The 22,175-nt window shown below is 44.8% G+C and carries 15 protein-coding genes and 1 pseudogene; 9 read left to right on the top strand and 7 right to left on the bottom strand.

The features are described 5' to 3' along the window. Positions 1-35: 35 nt before the first annotated feature. Positions 36-2,534 carry a YbcC family protein gene (locus tag WJR50_RS26795; protein WP_341296392.1) on the top strand — a complete coding sequence of 833 codons (2,499 nt, stop codon included), beginning with the start codon at positions 36-38 and terminating at the stop codon, positions 2,532-2,534. A gap of 107 nt (positions 2,535-2,641) precedes the next feature. Here WJR50_RS26795 and WJR50_RS26800 read toward each other — a convergent pair whose 3' ends face one another. Then, positions 2,642-3,592 carry a DUF808 domain-containing protein gene (locus tag WJR50_RS26800; RefSeq protein WP_341296393.1) on the bottom strand — a complete coding sequence of 317 codons (951 nt, stop codon included), beginning with the start codon at positions 3,590-3,592 and terminating at the stop codon, positions 2,642-2,644. A 374-nt stretch (positions 3,593-3,966) separates the two neighbouring features. Further along, positions 3,967-4,167: a hypothetical protein gene (locus WJR50_RS26805; protein WP_341296394.1), complete on the bottom strand. Its 201-nt coding sequence runs from the start codon at positions 4,165-4,167 to the stop codon at positions 3,967-3,969. A 478-nt stretch (positions 4,168-4,645) separates the two neighbouring features. Here WJR50_RS26805 and WJR50_RS26810 point away from each other — a divergent pair, with 478 nt between their 5' ends. Beyond that, the gene (locus tag WJR50_RS26810; RefSeq protein ID WP_341296395.1) at positions 4,646-7,513 is read left to right on the top strand and encodes a 3-keto-alpha-glucoside-1,2-lyase-like domain-containing protein; all 2,868 of its coding nucleotides are present in this window, start codon (positions 4,646-4,648) and stop codon (positions 7,511-7,513) included. 180 nt (positions 7,514-7,693) lie between these two features. Here the strand turns inward: WJR50_RS26810 and WJR50_RS34255 are convergent, their stop codons facing one another. After that, positions 7,694-7,876 (bottom strand): IS1/IS1595 family N-terminal zinc-binding domain-containing protein, encoded by a 183-nt coding sequence (locus tag WJR50_RS34255; protein ID WP_445223493.1) that lies wholly within the window; start codon positions 7,874-7,876, stop codon positions 7,694-7,696. 168 nt (positions 7,877-8,044) lie between these two features. Here WJR50_RS34255 and WJR50_RS26815 point away from each other — a divergent pair, with 168 nt between their 5' ends. The 5 genes and pseudogenes from WJR50_RS26815 (at position 8,045) to WJR50_RS26835 (ending at position 14,108) form a co-directional block, all read left to right on the top strand. Then, positions 8,045-8,881, top strand: a complete 837-nt coding sequence (locus WJR50_RS26815) for a beta-xylosidase family glycoside hydrolase (protein WP_341296396.1) — start codon at positions 8,045-8,047, stop codon at positions 8,879-8,881. A gap of 73 nt (positions 8,882-8,954) precedes the next feature. Further along, positions 8,955-9,166 (top strand): annotated as a pseudogene (locus WJR50_RS26820) (family 43 glycosylhydrolase); the annotation flags it as partial. Positions 9,167-9,362: 196 nt separating this feature from the next. Further along, positions 9,363-11,621, top strand: coding sequence for an outer membrane protein assembly factor BamB family protein (locus WJR50_RS26825; protein ID WP_341296397.1), 2,259 nt, complete (start codon positions 9,363-9,365; stop codon positions 11,619-11,621). A 79-nt stretch (positions 11,622-11,700) separates the two neighbouring features. Next, on the top strand, positions 11,701-12,912 hold the full coding sequence (locus tag WJR50_RS26830) for a cupin domain-containing protein (RefSeq protein ID WP_341296398.1): 1,212 nt from the start codon (positions 11,701-11,703) through the stop codon (positions 12,910-12,912). Between the two features lie 23 nt (positions 12,913-12,935). Next, the gene (locus WJR50_RS26835) at positions 12,936-14,108 is read left to right on the top strand and encodes an alpha/beta hydrolase-fold protein (protein WP_341296399.1); all 1,173 of its coding nucleotides are present in this window, start codon (positions 12,936-12,938) and stop codon (positions 14,106-14,108) included. Between the two features lie 68 nt (positions 14,109-14,176). Here the strand turns inward: WJR50_RS26835 and WJR50_RS26840 are convergent, their stop codons facing one another. Further along, positions 14,177-16,111: an SMP-30/gluconolactonase/LRE family protein gene (locus WJR50_RS26840; protein ID WP_341296400.1), complete on the bottom strand. Its 1,935-nt coding sequence runs from the start codon at positions 16,109-16,111 to the stop codon at positions 14,177-14,179. Between the two features lie 660 nt (positions 16,112-16,771). Here WJR50_RS26840 and WJR50_RS26845 point away from each other — a divergent pair. After that, the gene (locus WJR50_RS26845; protein ID WP_341296401.1) at positions 16,772-16,900 is read left to right on the top strand and encodes a hypothetical protein; all 129 of its coding nucleotides are present in this window, start codon (positions 16,772-16,774) and stop codon (positions 16,898-16,900) included. A 138-nt stretch (positions 16,901-17,038) separates the two neighbouring features. Here WJR50_RS26845 and WJR50_RS26850 read toward each other — a convergent pair whose 3' ends face one another. After that, the gene (locus tag WJR50_RS26850) at positions 17,039-17,797 is read right to left on the bottom strand and encodes an SDR family NAD(P)-dependent oxidoreductase (protein WP_341296402.1); all 759 of its coding nucleotides are present in this window, start codon (positions 17,795-17,797) and stop codon (positions 17,039-17,041) included. A 726-nt stretch (positions 17,798-18,523) separates the two neighbouring features. On the opposite strand from WJR50_RS26850, the gene WJR50_RS26855 reads away from it, so the two are divergent. Next, the gene (locus WJR50_RS26855) at positions 18,524-19,438 is read left to right on the top strand and encodes a TolB family protein (protein ID WP_341296403.1); all 915 of its coding nucleotides are present in this window, start codon (positions 18,524-18,526) and stop codon (positions 19,436-19,438) included. A 415-nt stretch (positions 19,439-19,853) separates the two neighbouring features. Here WJR50_RS26855 and WJR50_RS26860 read toward each other — a convergent pair whose 3' ends face one another. Beyond that, on the bottom strand, positions 19,854-21,353 hold the full coding sequence (locus tag WJR50_RS26860) for a hypothetical protein (RefSeq protein WP_341296404.1): 1,500 nt from the start codon (positions 21,351-21,353) through the stop codon (positions 19,854-19,856). 105 nt (positions 21,354-21,458) lie between these two features. Next, on the bottom strand, positions 21,459-22,169 hold the full coding sequence (locus tag WJR50_RS26865; protein ID WP_341296405.1) for an RraA family protein: 711 nt from the start codon (positions 22,167-22,169) through the stop codon (positions 21,459-21,461). Between the last annotated feature and the right edge of the window lie 6 nt (positions 22,170-22,175).

Here is a 22,175-nt window from a genome sequence, read left to right on the forward strand (position 1 = left end):
AATTCTGGTTTAAATACTTCTGAAAACTAAAGACAATGACAAAAAATCATAATCATGCAGATGGTCAGCCAGATGCTTTGGTAGAAATCTTACGGAAAGCCTGTAAAAAGATTGCTCCGGTGTGGCCGCTGGAAAATTTTGTGGCAGTTAACCCTTACCTGGGGCTCGCTGACCTGCCATTTGAGCAGGCAGCAGAGAAGCTGGCCAAAGTTGGAAATGTGGAGATGACACTACCCATTTCATTCTACCTGCAAGCTTTTCATGCTGGTAAGATCAAAAAAGCAGATATCGCAACTGCACTTTCTAATAAAGGGTACGGTGAGGAAAAAATTGAAAAATTAATCAGAAGCGTAAAGCGAATAGATCAAGAAAGCGAAAATATACATCCCATGGCGCCATCCCTGACGGATGTGGCTACAGCGTTAACCGGACGCGACTGGAACCGCTTTCTTACCGACCGTATCACTTCCTGGGCCGGTGCTTACTTTGACGAAGGACAAGCCTCCTGGATAAGCGCTAACCAAAACGAAGGTATCTTTACCGCCTGGCACAGTGAGGCGCAGATAGACCGCACACCCGAAGTATTAGGGCTCTCCGGCTTTCGGAAGATGATAAAGAAGTTACCCGAACAGCCTCTTGATGCTGCCTGGTATTCACTAACACAACTAGACATACCTGAAGAATCTTTGGACCTCTACCTGCACCGCTTACTTATGCGGGTGGGGGGATGGTCAGCCTATGTTGCCCGTATTGACTGGGATAATGAGTTGTATGGTGATCAGGATGGCGCCCTGATACAATTTCTCTGCATACTCATCTGCTGGGAGGCTTGCTTATATCAGTGCCTGAAGAGTCCTGAACTCCAGATAAGCTGGCAAAAAGCGCTTGAGGAACTCTCTGTGCTGAATTTTAAAACTGAGCCAAGCCCTCAACTGGCGCAGAAATTACTCCTTCAGGAAGCCTATGATCTGGCAGGTCAGCGCGCCATAATTGAACAGTTTAAAGCTAAAACCAATACTGCCGAGGGTTTTGCCCAAAACCCCAAAGTACAGGCTATTTTCTGTATTGATGTACGCTCAGAAGTTTTTCGCAGACATCTGGAAATGGTAGCGCCCGAGGTAAATACCTTAGGCTTTGCCGGCTTCTTCGCTTTTCCGGTCAAGTATATACCCATCGGGCATGAGCATGGACAGGCACAATGCCCGGTGTTGTTGCCTACCGGGCCTGTGGTGAAGGAAGAGATTCCCAATCAGTCGCAACATGCCTCTGCAGTCAAGAGCCGCCAGCTCAAGCATCAGGTAGACAAGGCCTGGAAATCATTTAAAATGGGAGCGATATCCTGCTTTAGCTTTGTAGGACCAGTCGGGTTGGCATACCTGCCAAAACTATTTACTGATACTTTCGGACTTACCCGGCCGGTGCCACATCCTAACCGGGAAGGAATAAAGTCATCTGTTTATCAGCACAAAAGCGTCAGCCTGGAAGTTGAAAAGCATGGACATGAAGTGACAGGAATACCCTTGGAAGAACAGGTCAAGTTGGCCAAATCTGCTTTGCAAGCCATGTCGCTGACTGACGGTTTCGCCCGCTTGGTGCTGATCGTAGGTCATGGCTCCAGCACAGTAAATAATCCCTATGCCACCGGGCTGGATTGTGGGGCTTGTGGAGGCCATACCGGAGAAGCTAATGCTCGGGTAGCAGCGACAGTGCTGAATAATGAAGTGGTAAGAGAGCATCTCAAAAAAGATGGGATTATGATACCTGAAGATACATTTTTTCTTGCCTGCCAGCACGATACCACTACAGATGAAGTAAGCCTTTTCAATGCGGATGAAACCCCCGCCAGTCATCAGGAAGAGCTTGCTGATTTGAAACGGTGGCTTCAGCAGGCCGGGCAATCGGCACGGAGAGAGCGGGCTTTACGCTTGCAGATAGAGCAAAGTAAGCAAGTAGATGCAGCTGTCATCGCCAGAAGCAAAGACTGGGCCCAGGTACGTCCGGAATGGGGACTGGCCGGCTGCTCAGCTTTTGTAGTAGCTCCCCGTGGTAGAACACAAGGGTTAGACCTTAAAGGGAGGTCCTTCCTGCATTCATATGATTGGAAAAAAGATCATGGATTTAAGGTATTAGAACTGATTATGACCGCTCCCATGGTAGTAACGAGTTGGATCAGCCTACAGTATTATGCCTCTACTGTAGACAATCTACATTACGGTTCGGGAAACAAAACTCTGCACAATATAACCGGAGGCATTGGCGTGTTGGAAGGTTATGCCGGTGATCTGCGGGTGGGGCTGCCCTGGCAATCGGTGCATGACGGAAAACAATACCAGCATGAACCCTTAAAGCTGAATGTGATCATTGAAGCTCCTTTAGAAGCCATGAATAATGTCCTGGAAAAATATCCTTCGGTCCGTAATCTGTGTGATAACAGTTGGTTGCACCTGCTTGCTATGGATGAAGATGGTAAGGTATCACACCGTTATGCAGGTGATCTGCAATGGGAGGTTTTGGAATTGGCCCCGGTAGCTTAGACTTTTTCTGAAGAGAAGAATAGATACATGAACGTTTTCGGGAAGTAGAATAAGAATGTTTGCCAAGCATCAAAAGCAGGAGAGGATCATACCTCTCCTACTGTAAATTATTGACTTGATTTTTTCGCCTTAGGCTTTACAAAATATTTGCGTATCAGCGCTATGATCTTTTCAATAAGTGCTCCTAAAATCAGGCCACCGACAGCACATACAAAAGCCTTCACAATCCAGGGAAGGGTGGGCACATCAGGGACAGCATGCACCAAACTTTCCAGCCCATGATGCAAAAAAGGTATTCCGTGAACAATGATTTCGGCCCCAACCCATAACATCGCTATGGTTCCAATATAGCTGAGAATTTTTAAAAAAAGTGGCATGAACTTTACAATACCCCGTCCGATCGTTCTGATGCTGTTGGGATGCTTATCTTTTGCCATATGTATCCCTAAGTCATCAGCTTTTACAATTAAACCCACAAAGCCGTATACAGCAAGGGTAATAAGCAGAGCGATTGCTGCCAATACAATGATCTGGGTAGTTAGAGTTTTTTCCGCTACAGTAGCATATGTAATAGCCATAATTTCAGCAGATAGTATCAAATCTGTTCGTACTGCACTTTCAACTCTTAGCTTTTCCAACTCCTCTGGGGAGATTGCTTTTAGGTCATCATTAGCTTGATCGTGTGTTGTGCCCTTGTGAGATTTGCTAAATACGGAATGAACCTTCTCATAGCCCTCAAAACACAGATAAGCACCGCCCAGCATCAATATAGGTTGTATAAGCCAGGGCACAAAGAAGCCAAGAATAAGGGCGGCCGGGCCTAAAATAAGCAACTTGTTGATAAGCGATTTCTTAGCAATCTGAAAAATGATGGTAAGTTCTCGTGAGGGATCAAGTCCCACCACATATTTGGGAGTGACAGCGGCATCGTCAATGACAACACCAGATACCTTACCGGTAGATTTTGCTACCTGGGTGGGCACATCATCAAGACTAGCAGCACTAGCTTTTACCAGAGCAGCCACATCATCCAATAGAGCGAAAAGACCTGAAGCCATTATTTATTCATGAAGTTAAAAAGATGACACATATTCTTGATGCACATAGTAGTTCGTTTAAGCACAGCTTCCAAAGTTAATGCAAAAAGGTAATATGATAACAATGATGATTCAACTTCATCATGGAAGGAGTAATAAATAAAGTCTAAGGAAAACATCTTCTCACACAATAGCAGCTACACATAAACTATGCTGACAGGATCCATATAGTCAAAGTTGTTCCACTCTGATACTTCTCTGACCTTCAGGGTTCAGGGTCAAACTTCTTGATCGCATCACGCATGACCTGCTGGGTAACCCTTTCGGCAGTTAAATCTCTCTTTGGTGTGTAGTAATTGGATATCTTAGGATACTCGGAAGAGCGGATAAGAGCATCATAGTGAAAGGTCAATGCCTGCACCGGGGTAGCAATACGTCTTTACCCCTGTGTCTCTGGGCAGCATACCGGTTTTTAGTGGATTACCCATTACATCTATGACAGTATGTCTGGAATTCTGTGTCAGGTAGGCAATATTGCCCTCTGTAAGGATGTCAAAGTCACTGATGCGATACATCAGTACGATAGATGATACCATACTACCTCCCCCTCAGCATTGATAGCCAGTAACACTTCTGAAGTTTTTGCTCATGGAGTTGGTTTGGGGATTAAAAGGAGTGCTGGGTCGGAGATTTATAAGCGTATAATCTCCGGCCATATTATCCGCCTGTGATTTAGTAAACTCAATTTTTGGAAAATCAAGCGCACCTTCGGGTAAAGGTGTTGAAAGCCGATCATATCTTCGTAGTTATAGGTCTTTTGCTGTTCGTCTTAAAAATTAGACTTATAGCATAGTCTGTATAGAGATTCAATAAAATCAGGGAAACCCCCGGTCTTTCTTGCTAAAGGAAAATATATCACACCGTTCATCCCGAGTCCTGTGCCGAAAGGACAAGTCAAAAAATTAATGTATTTAAAAAAAAATGCTATCTTTTAGCAGCTTAGAATTTGCTATTTGTTACAACAACCATTTGAAGTTCTGATGAAGAACTGGATGTAAGTTAATAGGATTATTAATGAGAATATTACTGCCCTTAAACACTAATCTACTCGTCATCATATCTTTTATTATTAGTTTAAGCTGTTGTACACCGGGTATGAATGTATCGGAAGATGAAAAAAGTCCTGGAAAAGACCGGCTTGACAACTACACGGATTGGGGGATTTACAGAGGAGACAAAAAATCTAACCAGTACGCTGATCTTGGTCAGATACATGCTGCTAACGTTCATAGACTGGCGCCAGTCTGGGAGTACCATACCGGTGATGCCGGTGAAGGCACTTCCATGTACAGTAACCCCATCATTGTGGATGGTACCATGTACTTCTCAACGCCTTCTTTGAATGCTGTTGCGCTGAATGCCGCTAGCGGTCAGGAGATCTGGGTATTTGAGTCTTCCCAATACAATAAGGAGCAGAAAGTACTTCAGGGAAGGAACCGGGGAGTAACTTACTGGGAAGGCGAAGAAGGTAAAAGAATTTTTCATTTTGTTAAAGACCGAGTGTATGCTATTGATGCCACTTCAGGTGAACTTATTGAATCTTTTGGTGAAGGAGGTCATATCAACCTGCACAAAAACTTAGGCATAGAAGAAAACAAAGCCTATGTGGAGGTCACCACCCCGGGTATCATTCATAAAAATTTATTGATCATGGGTTCCAAGGTTTCCGAAGATTATGACTCTTCTCCTGGTCATGTACGGGCTTACAATACGGTAAGCGGAGAACTGGAATGGATTTTTCATACCATTCCTCAGAAGGGAGAGTTTGGATACAATACCTGGGAATGGATAGAGGGAGAAACCAATGGCGGAGCTAACCCCTGGGGTGGGTTCTCGGTAGATGAGCAAAGAGGATGGGTGTTTTTCGCCACGGGTTCTCCGGCCAATGATTTTTACGGTGGATTCCGAAAAGGAAGTAACCTGTTTGGAAATTGTGTCATAGCCCTGGATGCTGCTACAGGAGAGCGCAAGTGGCATTACCAGACCGTACATCATGATATTTATGACTATGATAACCCACCTGCCCCTATCCTGGTGACGCTTCAGCTTGATGGAAAGCCCAAAGATGCCGTGGTCCAGATGACAAAGATGGGGCTTACTTTTGTGCTGGATCGTGAAACGGGCGATCCATTGTTTCCCGTAGAAGAGCGACCTATTCCTGTTTCAGATGTGCCAGGCGAGGAATCGTGGGTTACGCAGCCTTTTCCAACAATACCACCGCCTCTGGTACGGCAGACGTTAACCAGGGCTGACCTGAGCCATGTCACGCCAGAATCCCGCGCCTATGCCCTGGAGCAGGCCAATAAATATGATTTAGGAGGTATTTACACGCCTCCATCCTTGAAAGGTACTATCTCACTGCCCGGACACCAGGGAGGAGTAGAATGGGGTGGAGGAGCGTACGATCCTTTTTTAAACAGATTGTATGTGAATAGCAATGAAGTGCCCAGTATCAACCGACTTCTTGCTGTTGACGGAAATTTATCCGGAAGGGATCTGACACCTCTACAGTTGGGACAGACACTATACCAGAAAAATTGCAGCGTTTGCCACGGCGCCGATAGGAAAGGAAACCCACCAGTTTATCCAACACTTCTTGGTTTAGAAACTAGTGATGAAGAAATACACACCCTCATCAGTCAGGGAAAAAACCTGATGCCTGCATTTAGCCAACTGTCCGGTGAAGAAGTAGACGCCCTGGTGCTTTTCCTGAAAAGTGATAGCACTGCTGCTACGTTTGCAGAGGGTACACATGGTGAACAAGCTGACACAGCAGCCAAACGTAGATATGTCATTGATGGGTACAGGTACCTCCGTGACCCTTATGGTGCACCAGCAATCACACCGCCCTGGGGTACCCTACAGGCGATTGATCTTAACAAAGGTAAAATTTTATGGAAAGTACCACTAGGTGAGTACCCTGAACTGGCAGCCAAAGGAATCAGGAATACAGGTACTACAAATTTTGGCGGTCCGATAAGCACTGCGGGTGGTGTGATCTTCATTGCGGCTACTGCCGATGAGAAGATAAGGGCTTTTGAAACCCATACGGGCGAGGTACTTTGGGAGTACCAGCTCCCTGCCGGTGGTTATGCCATCCCCAGTACCTATATGCTGGAGGGGAAGCAGTATCTCGTAATCACCGCTGGTGGAGGAGGTAAAAACGCTACCAAGTCGGGTGATGCTGTCATCGTGTTTGCTCTACTTGAAGAATCCAATGAAGAAAAACCAGTGGAAGGAGAATCGGAATGGATTGAGTTATTTGATGGGAAATCCCTGGAGGGATGGGTGCATCTGAATGGCTATCACGAATATTTTGTGGAAGATGGAGCTATTGTAGGCAGAACTGTAGAAGGAAGCAATAATTCATTCCTTTGCTCCAAACAGGAATTCGGGGATTTTGAGTTGGTCTTAGAAGTTATGGTGGATAGCATCACCAATTCGGGCATTCAGTTCAGGTCCTCTGCCAAGCCTGTCAAACATGGCGATCATTACAACGAAAGCGCAGGCAGGGTGTATGGCCCGCAGGCAGAAATCCGCATCAATCACGGAGATGCCTTGCTGACTTCCGAGGGATACTCACCTACTACTGGTGTGTTGTATGGAGAAGCTCTGGGTACAGGCTGGCTGTCATCGGAGGAGCTATTGAAAAATGGACATACTCACTATAAAAGCAATGCATGGAATGAACTCAGAATTCTGGCGCAGGGACCTCGCATACAAACCTGGGTCAATGGACATCCCGTAGAAGATTTGACAAATGAAGAGGTTTATAAAACCCACCCCAAGGGTTTTATCGGACTTCAGGTGCATGGCATAGATGGGGAAGGACCGTTTGAAATGAAATTCAGGAACATAAAAATACGTCCTATCTACCAGTAGTAATGTGAGAAAGGGGTGTTTTGTAGAAATTGCTAGACAAAAATATAATAAGCATAGACCTAATATACATGAATCAGCAACTCCTGTTTTTGAGGTAAAAAAAATAGGTTGTTATTTAGAGTGTATGATAGGTTTTATTTCTATAGTTTATCATCAAATTAATTGCTGATAAATGGTTTTCTATGTCTTATGAAGCCGGTCGCCGGGTGATTGTTTACCACAGTCTTTACAGAGAAAGTTTTGTCTACCACTCGCTTTCTTCCCATTGCTCGGCGATCCGATTTTCAATACTTTATCACTAAAGCAGTGAAAGCATTTGAGTTGGATTGCGATTTCGCAAATAACTATTAACGCTGCCTTCACAGCTCTTTATACATTATCATACACTCTTCACCACTACCCAACCTTATATTTTGACCGGATAACTCTGGAGCTTTGGACTACTGAGGCCGCCAAACTGCCTACCAACGGGCGATTAAGGAATTTCCGCACAGCGAATGACCCGCAACTCGTTACGCTTTACTACCAATCTTGTCCCGTCCCAATCCGGTCACTACCGACGGGCACGCCGATATGGTACAATTGGATAATGGCGACTGGTGGACAGTGTTTCTGGCCTGTCGCCCCTACGAAGACAATTATTTTAACATTGGCAGGGAAACGTTTTTGACTCCTGTGAAATGGGAAGATGGCTGGCCGATCATCAATCCGGATTATGAGGAAGTACAATATGCTTATCCTACTCCGATGGGCAATGCCGTGGATACCACGCTTTTTCCCTTCAATGGCAATTTCACTTTTCAGGATGAGTTTGATGATGATTTGCTTGGCCTCAACTACCTGCTCCTGCGTACCCCCAGCGAGCAGTGGTACGAATTTACAGATAGAACGCTTAGCATGCAGTTGCGTCCTGAGACGGCCTCCGGTTTGTCCAACCCCAGCTTTGTGGGGCATCGTCAGCAGCACCATACCAGCAGTGTGCCAACCACCTTGGATTTCCAGCCGGAAAACGAAAATGAAAAGGCGGGTTTGTTAGTTTTCCAAAGTGAAACCCATCACTATTTTCTTGCAAAATCTATGAAAGACGGACAAGTGGTACTTCAGTTGCTTAAGTCATTAGAAGATGGACACACTGAACTGGCCAGTCAGCCGGTGTCGGGAGAACAGCTTCAGCTTAAGATCACTTTTGACGGAGCCGACTATGGTTTTCAGTATGCCGAAACCGAGGGCGACTGGCAGGTGCTACAGGAGAAAGTGGACGGCAAATTTCTGAGCACAGAAGTAGCGGGCGGTTTTGTAGGCACCATGCTGGCTGTGTATGCGACTTCTTCGGGTTCGGATTCAGAGAATACAGCATCTTCTGAGTGATTCCGTTACGAAGGCAACGATCTGGTACTGAGCAGCAGGTAAAACTACATGATAAGTAAGAATATATAGGCATATCGCTTTTCTGCTACTTTTCAGTTTTATTGCTCCCCTTGCTTTGGCTCAGGCAAGCAATCCGGTCATCCATGCCGATGTACCTGACATGTCAATGGTGCGGGTGGGGGATACTTATTACATGAGCAGCACCACCATGCACATGAGTCCGGGAGTACCTATCATAAAATCCACAGACCTATCAATTGGAAACTGGTCAACTACGCCTATGACTATCCATCCCTTAGTCTATAGACCAATGTAATCCTGATGTTTACCAGACTAATCTATCAATTCCAGAAGTTTATCTTTTTTACAAAAAAAAGATAAAAATAATTGTATTTTACTTGATCAAAAACAGCAATCTAATTCAAATCTATGTAGTTACTGGTATCAAAGAATATAAGACTTTACTCACAACATCTGCTGCATGAACAACAAAAAAATACGAACAACAACCTTTACTGTAATCGCTCTTTCATTTCTAGTCCTTAGTGTAAGCTGCAATACTGAATCGGCTACTGAAACAATTACTTCAGATCATACCACCTGGAGCCACTATGCTGGCAGCCCTGATCAGTCAAAATATTTTGAAGCTACCCAAATCACCAAAGAAAATGTGAGTCAGCTGGAGGTGGCCTGGATGTATCCAACCCATGATGATCAGGGTTATTATTTTAGTCCCATCATCGTTGATACGACCATGTACGTGCTGGGGAAAAATTTCTCTCTGATTGCAGTCAATTTACTTACCGGAAAAGAAATCTGGATTCATGCCAACCTGAGAGGAATCAGCCGAAGAGGCATCAACTATTGGGAAAGCAAAGACAAAAACGATAAGCGTTTGCTCTTTACCATCAACAATACTTTGCAGGCCATTGATGCCGAAACCGGAAAATCCATCATGAGTTTTGGGGAAAACGGATACGTAGATCTGCGAGAAGGCTTAGATCGTGATCCTACCTCCATCCGAAGAGTGCAAGCCATGATGCCAGGAGTGATCTACGATACCTTGGTCATTTTAGGCTCTGCCCCGGGAGAAAGTTACTTTTCTCCTCCCGGCCATGTCCGGGCTTACCATGTGATGACAGGCAAACTGGAATGGACCTTTCATACGATTCCCCGTCCGGGAGAGTTTGGCTATGATACCTGGCCCAAAGATGCCTATAAGTATGTAGGCGGGGTAAATGTCTGGAGCGAGATTTCGGTAGACGAAGAACGAGGGATTGCTTACTTGCCATTGGGATCTCCAACTTATGATTATTACGGAGCTGACCGTATAGGAAGCAATTTGTTTGGCAATTCATTGGTAGCACTGAATGCTCGTACCGGAGAAAGGATATGGCATTTTCAAACGGTACATCATGATATCTGGGACTATGATCTTTCACCGGCGCCCCAATTTTTAACGGTAAACAGAGATGGTAAAACGATTGATGCGGTAGCCGTGGCCACTAAACATGGTTTTATGTTTGTCTTTGACAGAGAAACTGGCGAACCGCTCTTTCCTATTGAGGAAAAGCCTTTCCCTGCTAGTGAAATGCCCGGGGAAGAAGCCTGGCCTACCCAACCCATTTCTTCACTGCCCAGCTTTACCCGACATGAAGTCACCCCGGAAACGCTGAATCCTCATTTTCCTGACAGTATCAAACAAGAGTGGCTCAAAAGGCTGGAGTCAGCCAAATCAGGCTTGTATGTACCACCCTCCGACCAATATGAAACCGTGATGATGCCCGGAGCTTTAGGAGGTGCTAACTATGGCAACACTGCAGCTGATCCCAATAACGGAATGATGTATGTGATGACCCAGGAACATGCCTCCATTTATAAGCTGAATAAGGTAGGGCCACCCAAAGTTGATCTTTCGGAAAATGAAATCAGCAGAGCGAAATCATTGTATACTTCTACCTGCAGGACTTGTCATGGTGAAAACCGTGAAGGCGGGGCTGGCCCCTCCCTGGTCAATATGGGGGAGTATATTTTCTATAATGAGTTTAAGAGTATTGTAAACAATGGCCGGGGACAGATGCCTGGCTTTACCCATATTGATGAAGGAACGCTCAAAGCCTTATTTCAGTATTTGGGTGGCAACCCCATCAGTTTCAGGTTTCCCGAAAGAACAGCAGAAGAGGTGATTCCCGAAGGTCCGGTGGTGGCTTCAGGTGGCGCTGAAATCCAGGCCGATGCCCAAAGAAATGCGCCCATGTCGGACTATCCCGAAGATACTGAGCACCCTGAAGATCGGTATACAACTGACTACGGGCTGGATTGGCCTGGAATGTTACCACCTCCCTGGTCTTCCATTCTGGCTTACGACCTGAACGAGGGTATTATTAAGTGGAGACAACCCATTGGTGAAGATTCTATGTATGTGCAGGGCGACAAGTCCAAAGGCGCACCTGGAGGCACTTTACGAAAAGGGCTGATCGTAACTTCTGCCGGACTTGTATTTACTACCGCCAAGGGCGGCAAACTCTACGCTTTTGATGCCGACAGCGGTGAGCTGTTGTGGGAAACCACGCTCAGCCATGAAACCAACGCCCAGCCCAGCATGTACACCCTGAACGGAAAGCAATACCTGGTGATCAATGCAACGGCTAACTTTATGCGGGATAGTTACGATCACTCCAAAAAGCCAGATGCGTTGCCCAGAGGATATGTTGTATATGCACTTCCTGACGACAATTAGATGGTTTGAATTAACTTTTGCACTCCGCCATTTTTCTTTTTACTATTACTCATGAAACCTACTAAACAACCTAACACTGATGAAACACTTGCTTGTACTATTTCTTTTAGCAAATACGGTATTTGCGTCAGCTCAGCCCCTTCAGGATCGTATTTCAGCCAATGATCCTACCAAATACCGAGACCTCTCTGCAGTACATGCCGGAGCAGGAACCATGGGCTTTACCCAGTTGATAGGACGTAACGATTTATCCACAAATTTTCTTTATCTCCACACGGGAGTGATCCATCCTAAGTCAGGTATCGGACATCATTTTCACCATACGATTGAGGAAATGTATGTCATCCTCAACGGTGAAGCCGAGTTTACAATCAATGGCCGTACTTCAAAAATCGCAGCACCGGCCGTGGTGCCCTGCAAAATGGGAGATGCTCACGCCATCTATAATGCATCCGATGAAGATATTCGCTGGCTTAACTTTGCGGTAAGCCAGAAAAAAGCACAGGGAGATGCTTTTGACCTGGGCGATGATCGGGTAGGTGCTGACATTGACCCTATTCCAGTCTTTGTATCAAATCGTTTGGAAAAAGAACAGCTCAAGGAAGCCCATCCCGCATACGTAGGCGATGGAGTAGTAGCACGCCGATTGGTTGGCCCCGAAGTATTCCGTACCGACTGGGACTATGTAGACCAACTGATGATTCCGGCAGGCAGTACGCTCAGCGCGCACCCTCTGGAAGGAGTAGAGGAAGTGTATTATGTCATTAATGGCAAAGGAAAGGTAAGTATGAATGATGAAGAGGCCAGTATAAAAGCTGATGATGCTTTTTATGCCATGCTGGGGGAAGAAATAAGCCTGTCCAGCGAAGGTGAAGACCTTGAACTGCTGGTGATTGGCATTACCCCTTCCAAGGAAAAAGGACTCAGCATAGCCAAGCCACTGGCCGAGCCCAAAGCGATGGTGTTGCAGATGGATTTTGTGGTAGACAAAGAAAACGCCAAAGCTTTTGAGAAAATGTACTACTCAGTGTATGTGCCAGCGATGACCGTGCAGGATGGGTATCTCAGTTCCAAACTTTTACGCCTCTTCCCTGAAGATCTTGCTACAGAAATAGAGGCAGAGCCGACTACCTACAATTATCAGATTCAGATCTCTTTTGATACGGAAGAAAACCGGCGCAAGTGGGTCGCTAGTGATCAGCATCAGATCGCCTGGCCCGCTGCTACTGCATTGGCTAAAGAGTATAAGTGGCGGGGCTACGATGTAATGGGGGATGATGAACAGAAATAAGTAATTATTAACAACCACTTTAAATGGCGGCTCCAAAAAGTTTCAATCCCTGGCTGATCATTCTGCTGATTTTTTTAGTGCCCATGCAGGCATTTAGCCAGGTCCCGGCAGGGGCAATACCAGCACCTACCAATATTAACCAAAACGCTTGCCCCTGCATATTTCCCGACGGGCGGGTTATGTTTAAAGTAGAGGCGCCTGAAGCAGATCATGTTCAGATTGATCTGGCAGGAAAAGTATACGATATGCAGAAAAATGAGGAGGGAATGTGGTCAGTCACCACCGATCCTCAGGAAGCGGGCTTTCATTACTACTCGCTGGTGATGGATGGTTACAAAGTAGCTGACCCTGCAAGTGAGTCTTTTTATGGCATGGGACGTATGGCAAGCGGTATTGATATCCCGGAAGAAGGTATTGACTTTTATTCGCAGCAAGACGTGCCCCATGGTGAAATCCGTTCTCGTTCGTATTTCTCCAATACCTCCAAAACCTGGCGAGATATCAATATTTATACCCCACCCGGCTATGATGAGCACCCTCAAAACAGCTATCCGGTCCTGTACATTCAGCACGGTGGTGGAGAGGACGAAAGGGGTTGGGCGGTTCAGGGAAAACTCAACATGATCCTGGATAACCTGATTGCGGAGGGTAAGGCTGTACCGATGATCGTGGCTATTCCGGATGGACATGTGAGCAAACCCGGAGTAGAAGCACAGGGATACAACGATGCAGCCATGGCAGTGTTCCGGGAGGAGCTTTTTGAGAATGTGATCCCATTGGTAGAAGAGCATTACCGCGTAAAATCCGGAGCTGAACACCGGGCACTCGCCGGTTTATCTATGGGAGGCGGACAGACATTTTACACCGGACTACGTAATCCGGACATGTTCAAGGGTGGACTGGGAATTTTTAGCACCGGCCTATTTGGCGGCATCAGGCGAGCAGAAGGAAGTGAATTTGATCCTGAAGACATAATACCCGGAATACTGACTCAAGCTCAGGCATTTAATGATAAGCTGGATGTATTGTACATATCCGTGGGGGAACAGGATCAGCGGATAGAAGCCACCAAAAAACTGATAGAGACTTTCCGGGAAAATGGACTGGCAGTAGAATTTGCTTCTTTTCCTGGCGGCCATGAGTGGCAGGTTTGGCGAAAATCTCTGCACGATTTTGCGCAGAAGCTTTTCAGGTAAGTATCACTTTAGGTAGCCAGGCGCTTAGCTGAGAGCAAGCTCAGGTTGGCGCCTGGACTCTTTTTTACTTACAGGTACTGCACAAAACCTTCCATCTTTGTTCTGATTTTATACACCTGGCTGTAGCTCACAATATACAGGGTCTTCATATCTTCATCTCCAAAACACAGGCTCACCGGAAAGGAAGGCAGATTGATCATACCTATATAATCGCCCTGATTATTAAAAATTTGTACTCCCAAGTAGGTACAGACATAGATATTGCCCATTTTGTCAATTGCCATCCCGTCGGCACTGGAGGAATGGGCTTTGCGGTCCAGTACATCTCCGGGAAGTAATAGCTTTGCGAACCGCCGACCATTGCTGATGGTTCCATCCTCGTTCACATCATACGCCCAGATAAAATTATCCTTTTCACTGCTTACCGGAAACCATGATTCATCATCGTAGCAATTATTGATATAGAGTGTCTTACCGTCCGGTGATAATAAAATTCCATTGGGCATGGCAAACTCATTGGGTTCTACAATCCGGATGATCTCACCTTGTGGCGGTATGTAATATACTGCCCGGCCGGGCTGAAACTTTTCCGTTTCCATGGTAAATTGCGGATCGGTGAAGTAAATGCCGCCTTCGGCATCGGTAATAATATCATTGGGTCCATCTATCGGTTTACCGTTATAACTATCGGCAATCACCTTCACCACTTCTCCTTCAGTAGTCATCTCCAGGACCCGGTGGCCTATCATGTCGCACACCAGTAGATGACCGTTTTTATACGGATACAGGCCATTAGCCTGCATTTTTCCTTCTGTGATATTTCGGTAATCGCCGTTGGGATCTAGTTCTACAATAGAACTTTTCTTGGGATCAGCATTAAAATTCTGGTCAAAATACATGTTGGAAAAGTAAACCTTACCGTCCATCCATTTTGGTCCTTCAGCAAAATATAGTTCCGGCTCTGACTCCTTGCCATCTACCAGTAGCTCCACTTCAGCATCTTTGGGTATGATTTCATGATAGGCGGCCAGGGCTTCTTTTTCCTTTTCCAGATAATCGGTTCTGACCGGCCAGAAGATATCCAGCGCATCAGCGCCAAACTCACTAACCTTGGCTCCATGCACCATATTTTCCGGAATACGGACAATGTCCTCGGCTACCATGTTTATTTCCTCGTTAAGAATGGATTGAGTAAGTGCTCCGCGCATGATCAAGGTCATCTGTTCCTCAGGGTGTATATGAGTAGGCACCACAGAATCCGGCTCCATGCGGATAAAACTAAGCTGTGTACTTTTACCGGAAATCAGTCGGGCAAAATGACCCGGAGCAATTGGTGTATACTGTATATCATACAGATCATATACTCTATTGGGTTCTATATTGGGTTCCACAGTATTTTTTAGCTCGGCTACTTCATCAGGAAGGTCATTGATGCCTGCTTTTTTTAGATAATCCAACGACAATGGGCTGCTTACTTCCAGCAATTTAGCGCCCTCTTCACCGGCAATTACGGCATGTTGGCTACCTTTTTCCAGGTACACGAAGTCAGTCCGCGGTGTTCCGCTATGTGTTCCATCCGGTTCTTCTCTTTCCCGGGAAAGCAAGGTCACCTGCTCACCGTTGATCAACAGCTCTATACTTCCATCCATCACAAAAACAAAGCGATCGGTGGACAATACTGCTTCAGGAATTTCAGCATTGGGTGCCAGGCGAAGGATAGCTGCCATAGCCCCACTGCCCCAAAACAGGCGAGCGCTCACGCCCGGATAGAGTGCTGTACTATCCATCTGGTCCAGATTTTTCGTTTCTCCAGCCTCAGGATTTGATGCAATGGTATGAGAGGGCAGATCGGAAATCTCTCTTACAGCCAGCTTGTATTGACCAATGAGTTCCTCATTTTTCGCTTGCCATTCAGGTACAGAAGAAGTACATAAAGTCAGGGCTATCGAGAGCGTAATCAGTAGACTGCTGTTGATAAGCTTTTTCGTTGTTCTCCGAAGCATAGTTTCTGGTAGGTTGAAGTAAGGTGTTAAAATAATTATTTTATCTAATTATGCCATGTCTTCCAATCGTGAACACACTGACCATTGCCAAAAAAATATTATTCCTTAAATAAAGGTTCTCAGACTTCATTCTTTGAGTGTCAGTGAGCAGGCAAGTGAAGATGCAATACATTAAAACGAAGAAACATGATCCAATCCAACACCTGTGAAACACTGAGTCATTCTAAAGCTTGTTGGAAGATCAGATGAAAAATACACTATGATGAAGGCAGGAAAATATTTTTTTAGTTCATCTTTTTTTTGTTTTACTGACTTTCTCAATCAAAAGTGCTGAGTAGGGTAGCGTAAGATTTTTTATGCGAAAGCGTGAAGGAGAAAACTACAAAGTATAAGATCATTGAAGTAGAACCTCTGTTTGTCCTCGAAGGGCAATCCTGAATGAACTGTAAGTTATTCCTAGCCTACTCATTACCGCTCTTGTTTGATCAGAACCTTGAGCCTAAAAAGGTGTACCAGGATGTGAAGGATTTCTAGAAAAAATGTAAGGCTTGCCTGAAAATATGAGATAGACTCATGACTGATTTCATTTGCCCGCCTCATTTTAAAGTAATCTCCAAAACGATGGAGGAGAATAAGTGAATCAAAACTAAACAACTATCTATGAAAAAGCTTTTGTTAGCCCTTGCGCTGTTGATGCTGACCACCATGGGGCTTCTGCTCAAGAAATTGCCAAACAGGCTCCGGAAGGATTTGATCAGGCAAGAAACGACATTGCTAAGGGGAAAATAGACAGCCTCCAATATCCATCCAAAACGGTAGGAGTCAAACGCAACTACAAAATGTACATCTTCTTTTTCAGGAGTTAGAACACCTTTTTCATTCGTCGTGATCTGGTCTTTGGTAAGCCCAAATTAAGTAGCAGCGTTTCTAGTGCTTTATTAAATGTGCTTTATGACGCTCAGAGGGAAACGTTATACCAGTATTTTTTTCACAGACTCGTAGTAGTTGCTCCTGTAGTTTAGTGTCATCGGCTTCAGGCCTGGGGGATTGCTGCTGTTGATGATAAAAGTATTTTCCTGATACAAGAGCTTCCTGATCCTGGCTTGTTGCAAGCCAAACCTGAGTCTCATAGCCTTGCTGTAAGTCATCTGGAGCTCCTTTTCCGCCCATATTCGTGGGTACCCATCCTGGATCTACCGAATTCGCGTAGACCTCAGGAAACAGACGAGCTACAGCTTTCATCAATGTAATGATATGCAGTTTGGAGTCTGAATAAGTCGTATGATTTGGGTCAGATCCCTTGGATAAAGGTGTACCGCTCCGGTGCATACCCGAGCTTAGGTAAATCAAACGTTCAGGCAAATCAATCAGGCTAGTCAGGAGGTAAGGAGCCAGGAGATTTATATTGAAAATCTGATGGCCTAAACCCTGGTAGATCCCGGCATTGTGGATCACAGCATCAAAATGACCCAGTGCGTTCACATTTTCAGCTAACTGTTTGGTCTCTTCCATATCTTCCAGATCACCCATTAACACATCTTTGGCATCAGGCAGGCTTTCTCTGGTTTCCTTTGCCCTCTTCTCGTTTCGGGCATGCAAAACCACCTTATGCCCCTGATTGATCAGAGATTTTGCTGCCAGTAGTCCCAGACCTGTGGATGAACCAGTAATAAATATATGTGCCATATTTAGCGGTTTTTAGTTCAGTAAGCATTTCCTTCTGTAAATGTCATGAGATACAGAATAGTTTGCTTAGCTCTTGTCTTTACTTCGCTAAAAATGCATCAATGCGTGACACTTCTATGCCTTTACATTCGGGTATGGGCCACCTGGCCGTAAGCCCACATGATCAGATATTGATATGCTTAAATTTATCTAAATCTTTGTGCGCGTGTGCACCAGGATTTTCTTAGATATTGCAAAGCTTGCATTGTCCGCACAGACTCGTTTTCGTATCTAAAACATCATTGATCTTCTTTGTGAGCCTAACGCTCGTTTCAGACTTGGTAATCACTTTACCACACATTGCTTTGATCATTTCTGAAGTCTCTTCCTGTATTGGCTTTTAAGTCTGTGATTCATACGTGCCTATTCATAAGCCAACGCCAACGCAATGGTGCCCAATACCTCTCCCTGCGCTGGCAATTGATAATGCATCTTTTCATAAATTTTATTCTTTATTTCAATTCAAACGTAACCGTTTACTGTCCGAACCTACTGCCCCCGCAGGTCCGGAAAACTTATCAATATGTCCACGCTTTGTGTAGCTATATGAAGTGGGAAAGCCTTTGTAGAAAAGTACCGGGGTTTAGGTGTGGAAAATAGAATTAGTTGGTGGAGAGTATCTCTTCTCTTCAAGGAAATGCTTACCTTCTATTTTCCATATCTTAAAAGATTGAAGTTTGATACGCTATGAAAAAAATTTTCTTACTTTTTTTATGTCCGCTTTACTTATGCGCTCAGGTGCCAGAAGGCAAACAGGTCATCAGTTCACTTTACATTTACGATCTTGAGACTGGAAAATCCGAACTCATTTTAGAAGAAAAGCGCCATTTTGAAGCGCCTAACTGGTCCAGGGATGGAGCGTATCTCCTGATTAATAGTGAGGGCAGGCTGGAGAAGGTAAGTATAGAGGGTAAAAAGCTGGGAAAACTGGATACGGACTTTGTACAGAAAGCCAACAATGATCATGGGTATTCTTTTGATGGAGAAACCTTATTCATTTCAAGTGGCAAGGCTGATGTTGAAGGATGGTCCTCCTTTATTTTCAAAATGCCTACCGAAGGCGGTACGCCCGTTCAGATTACTCCCTTGTCTCCCTCGTATTGGCATGGCGTTTCTCCTGATGGAGAATATATTGTGTATTGTGCTCCTAGAAATGAAAACTATGACGTTTACAAAATGCATGTGAATGGGGGAGAAGAAATTCGCCTGACTTCCGCGGAAGGGCTGGATGATGGTCCTGAATACTCACCTGATGGAGCGTATATCTATTTCAACTCCTATCGCTCAGGCATGATGCAGATCTGGCGGATGAAGCCTGATGGATCTGAGCCGGAGCAAATGACCTTTGATGATCATTCTGACTGGTTTGCCCATATTTCTCCCAATAATGATGTCGCCACGATTATCACCTATATGGAAGATCAGGAGCAAGGCCACCCTTTTGGCAAGCAGGTAAAGCTTCGTTTGCTGGACCTTGAGACCAAAAAGGTAAGGGATTTAACCGAAGAGTTTTACGGCGGGCAGGGCACCATTAATGTTCCTTCCTGGAATCCAAAAGGCACCAAATTCGCCTATGTGAGATATGCAGTGGAAGACATCTGATTGGATTTCAGCATAATAAAAAAACAGCCTTACAGGATAAATGTAAGGCTGTTTGTATGGTGTGGGTAAGTTTTAATAATCATTTTGAATAATGTATACCTTCGTCATATTTGAATAAGGTATAGCCTTCTTCCTGGTCGCTGGTGTCGGCCACACCTGCCTAAATAGCTATCGCCTGGCTCAGAAACCATAGATTGTACCTATTCCAGGTATGACAAAACTTCACTGTCTTGAGGAAATATCGGGGTTGTCAACGTCAAACTTACACCTGTTGATATCGAAGAAATTGAAGACGCTGCTTCCAAAATTACCATCTAAAGAGCGCACTATCCGGAAGGAATGGAAAAGAAAAGCGGGCACCTGGTAGAAGGTAATATTTTTGAATAATGCGATTTAAGGACATAAAGTCAGAAACTTATTTCCAGGATACCAGACTTTTTTCAATAATAAGAATAGGAGCATCATAAACAGGAACCCTTTCAAAGATGAGCTTATCTTCTTCTTTGTGAAATGTTTCTTTTGGAATTTCATATACTTTTCCTGTGATGATATCCACATATACAGCCTCATCCATCCTTGCTCCTATCAGAGTTAACTGGATATCTTTGGTTTCCGTGGATTCAGTAGGAATATTTTCATCCATCCAAAGTGTATAAACCTGCTTATTTGAATTGTGGTGCTCATAGCCATAAAATGCCAGGCTTCTATCTGTGTTCATATTGTATTTCACTTCTCTTGGATTTACCGTAGCCTTGGTGTTGAAAGTAGGTTTTACATTTTTGATACGGCTCAGGGAATGATCAAAAACCGAGGCTACGTGTTGCATCGCATAATAGGCCATCTTGGGGCGGATGGCACGCATGGTGGAGTCAGATTGTATGATTCCCTTGACGTTTAACCTGGTAATAGGTCCGTCAAGGTGATAATTCATATCTATGATGCCTAGGATGCTGCTTTCCATATCATGTCCCAGGTCACCCAGCATTCTTCGGGTATTCCATTTGGCCTGCGTAAATTCACTCCAGGGATAATCCCCTAATGCTCCTCTGCCTGCTCCACCCATAGAGGGGCACCCGTTTTCACCCTGCCGAAGTTTTACCTCCGGGCCATATTTGTCCAGTACTTTTCGTAGTTCAGCCACGTGCCAGTAATTTTCATCAGGGTTGTATACATAGTCGTGATAAGTCATATTATCAAAGAGCTGCATTTTTCCTTTCTCATGGATGTACTTAAAAAAAGTGTCTGCATAGGCAAGGTCAATATGACCCATAGACAATCCTGATATTCTGGCCTCCGGCTGTATTCTTTTGATGATTTCCGCTGTACGAATATTGAGTTTAGCCACGTCTATTGGCTGGTTAATAGCATTATCCCCAAAGTTAGGCTCATTCCAGATTTCCCACTCTTTTACTTTATCTTGGTATCGTATGACCATCGCTTCTACCCAGCGATCCCAGGCAGCCAGAGCTTCAGCCGAAGTAGGCATTCCGGCACTCAGATTGATTCCACCACCCCCTGAGTATATAGGATTACCGTAGGAGGTTTGCAGCCAGGGCTCGCATCCCCTGCTTATGGCTTCGTCTATGATATGGTCCAGCCATTGCCAGTCATACTGGCCTTTCACCTTCTCCGTTTTTGCCCAACCTGCCTGAAGACGCAGCCTTTTGATACCCAGAGGGGCCAGATACTCCTTGTATTCATCAAAATCAGCCATATCTCTATCCAGAGTTTCACAACCCAAAATCCAATTGGAGGATTCTATTTCAAATGTGCTTTTGGTTTGTAGATGCCCCAGCAGGCGAAAAGAGATTGGTAGATCGTCCACAGCATTATCCGCCCCGGGAATATGACTTTGCGCCACCAGATCTAGACTTATTATTAGAATGATCAGCAGCGTAATGATGTTCTTAAACATATTTTATATTATAAAATACTTCTTAAAGTGGTCTTATCCTTAACCAAAAGTTTGATGTGATAATGTGTACCAATATTTTAGTGCGTATTATAAATTTGTGATACACTAAAAATATCCACCTCTTTCCACCACTTTTTTAGCAGAAAAACCTTCTTTCACCCATGAACGGATTTCCTGCTCACCTTTTTTGATTTCTTCGGCACGCACCAACACTTCGTATGCAATTTCTCTAGGTACTACAAGAGCACCATCTACATCAGCAAAAATCAGGTCTCCGGGATAAATGGTGACTTTTCCTATTTTCACGGACACATTATAAGCGGTGATCTTACAGCGGCCAAGCGTTCCATTGGAGCTTCTGTACTTATGAAAAACCGGAAAATTTTGGGCCAGCACCTGCATAGTATCTCTTAATCCTCCTTCAATGACAGCGCCACGGGCCCCTCTGGCAATGGCAGAGGCAGTCATCACTTCTCCCCAATGGGCAGCTTCAGTTTCTCCTCCGGTATCCCATACGACCATGCACTCTCTGGGCATGTCATCCAGCATTTCCGCCCTTTTTTCCATTTCTCCTTTAAAGGATGGGTCTTTGACACTTCGGATGGTATAAGCAATTCCAGCGGCTTTCATTTCCATAGCTAATGGCATAATCTCATTGGGCAAAGCCTGATCCAGCAGGGCATGTTCTCTGAGAACATCGTTCACCGCTCCGGTGTATAATTCCTCATATCGCTCGCACAGTTCTTTTTCGGAGATAGGAAGTTTAGCCAGTTCTTTTTTATCAAGCTTTTGCTCCAGTTTTTCCAGATTCATCATAATCTA

Origin of the sequence: Catalinimonas locisalis (genome assembly GCF_038039535.1) — a bacterium.
In the GTDB taxonomy this organism is placed as follows: Bacteria; Bacteroidota; Bacteroidia; order Cytophagales; family Cyclobacteriaceae; genus Catalinimonas.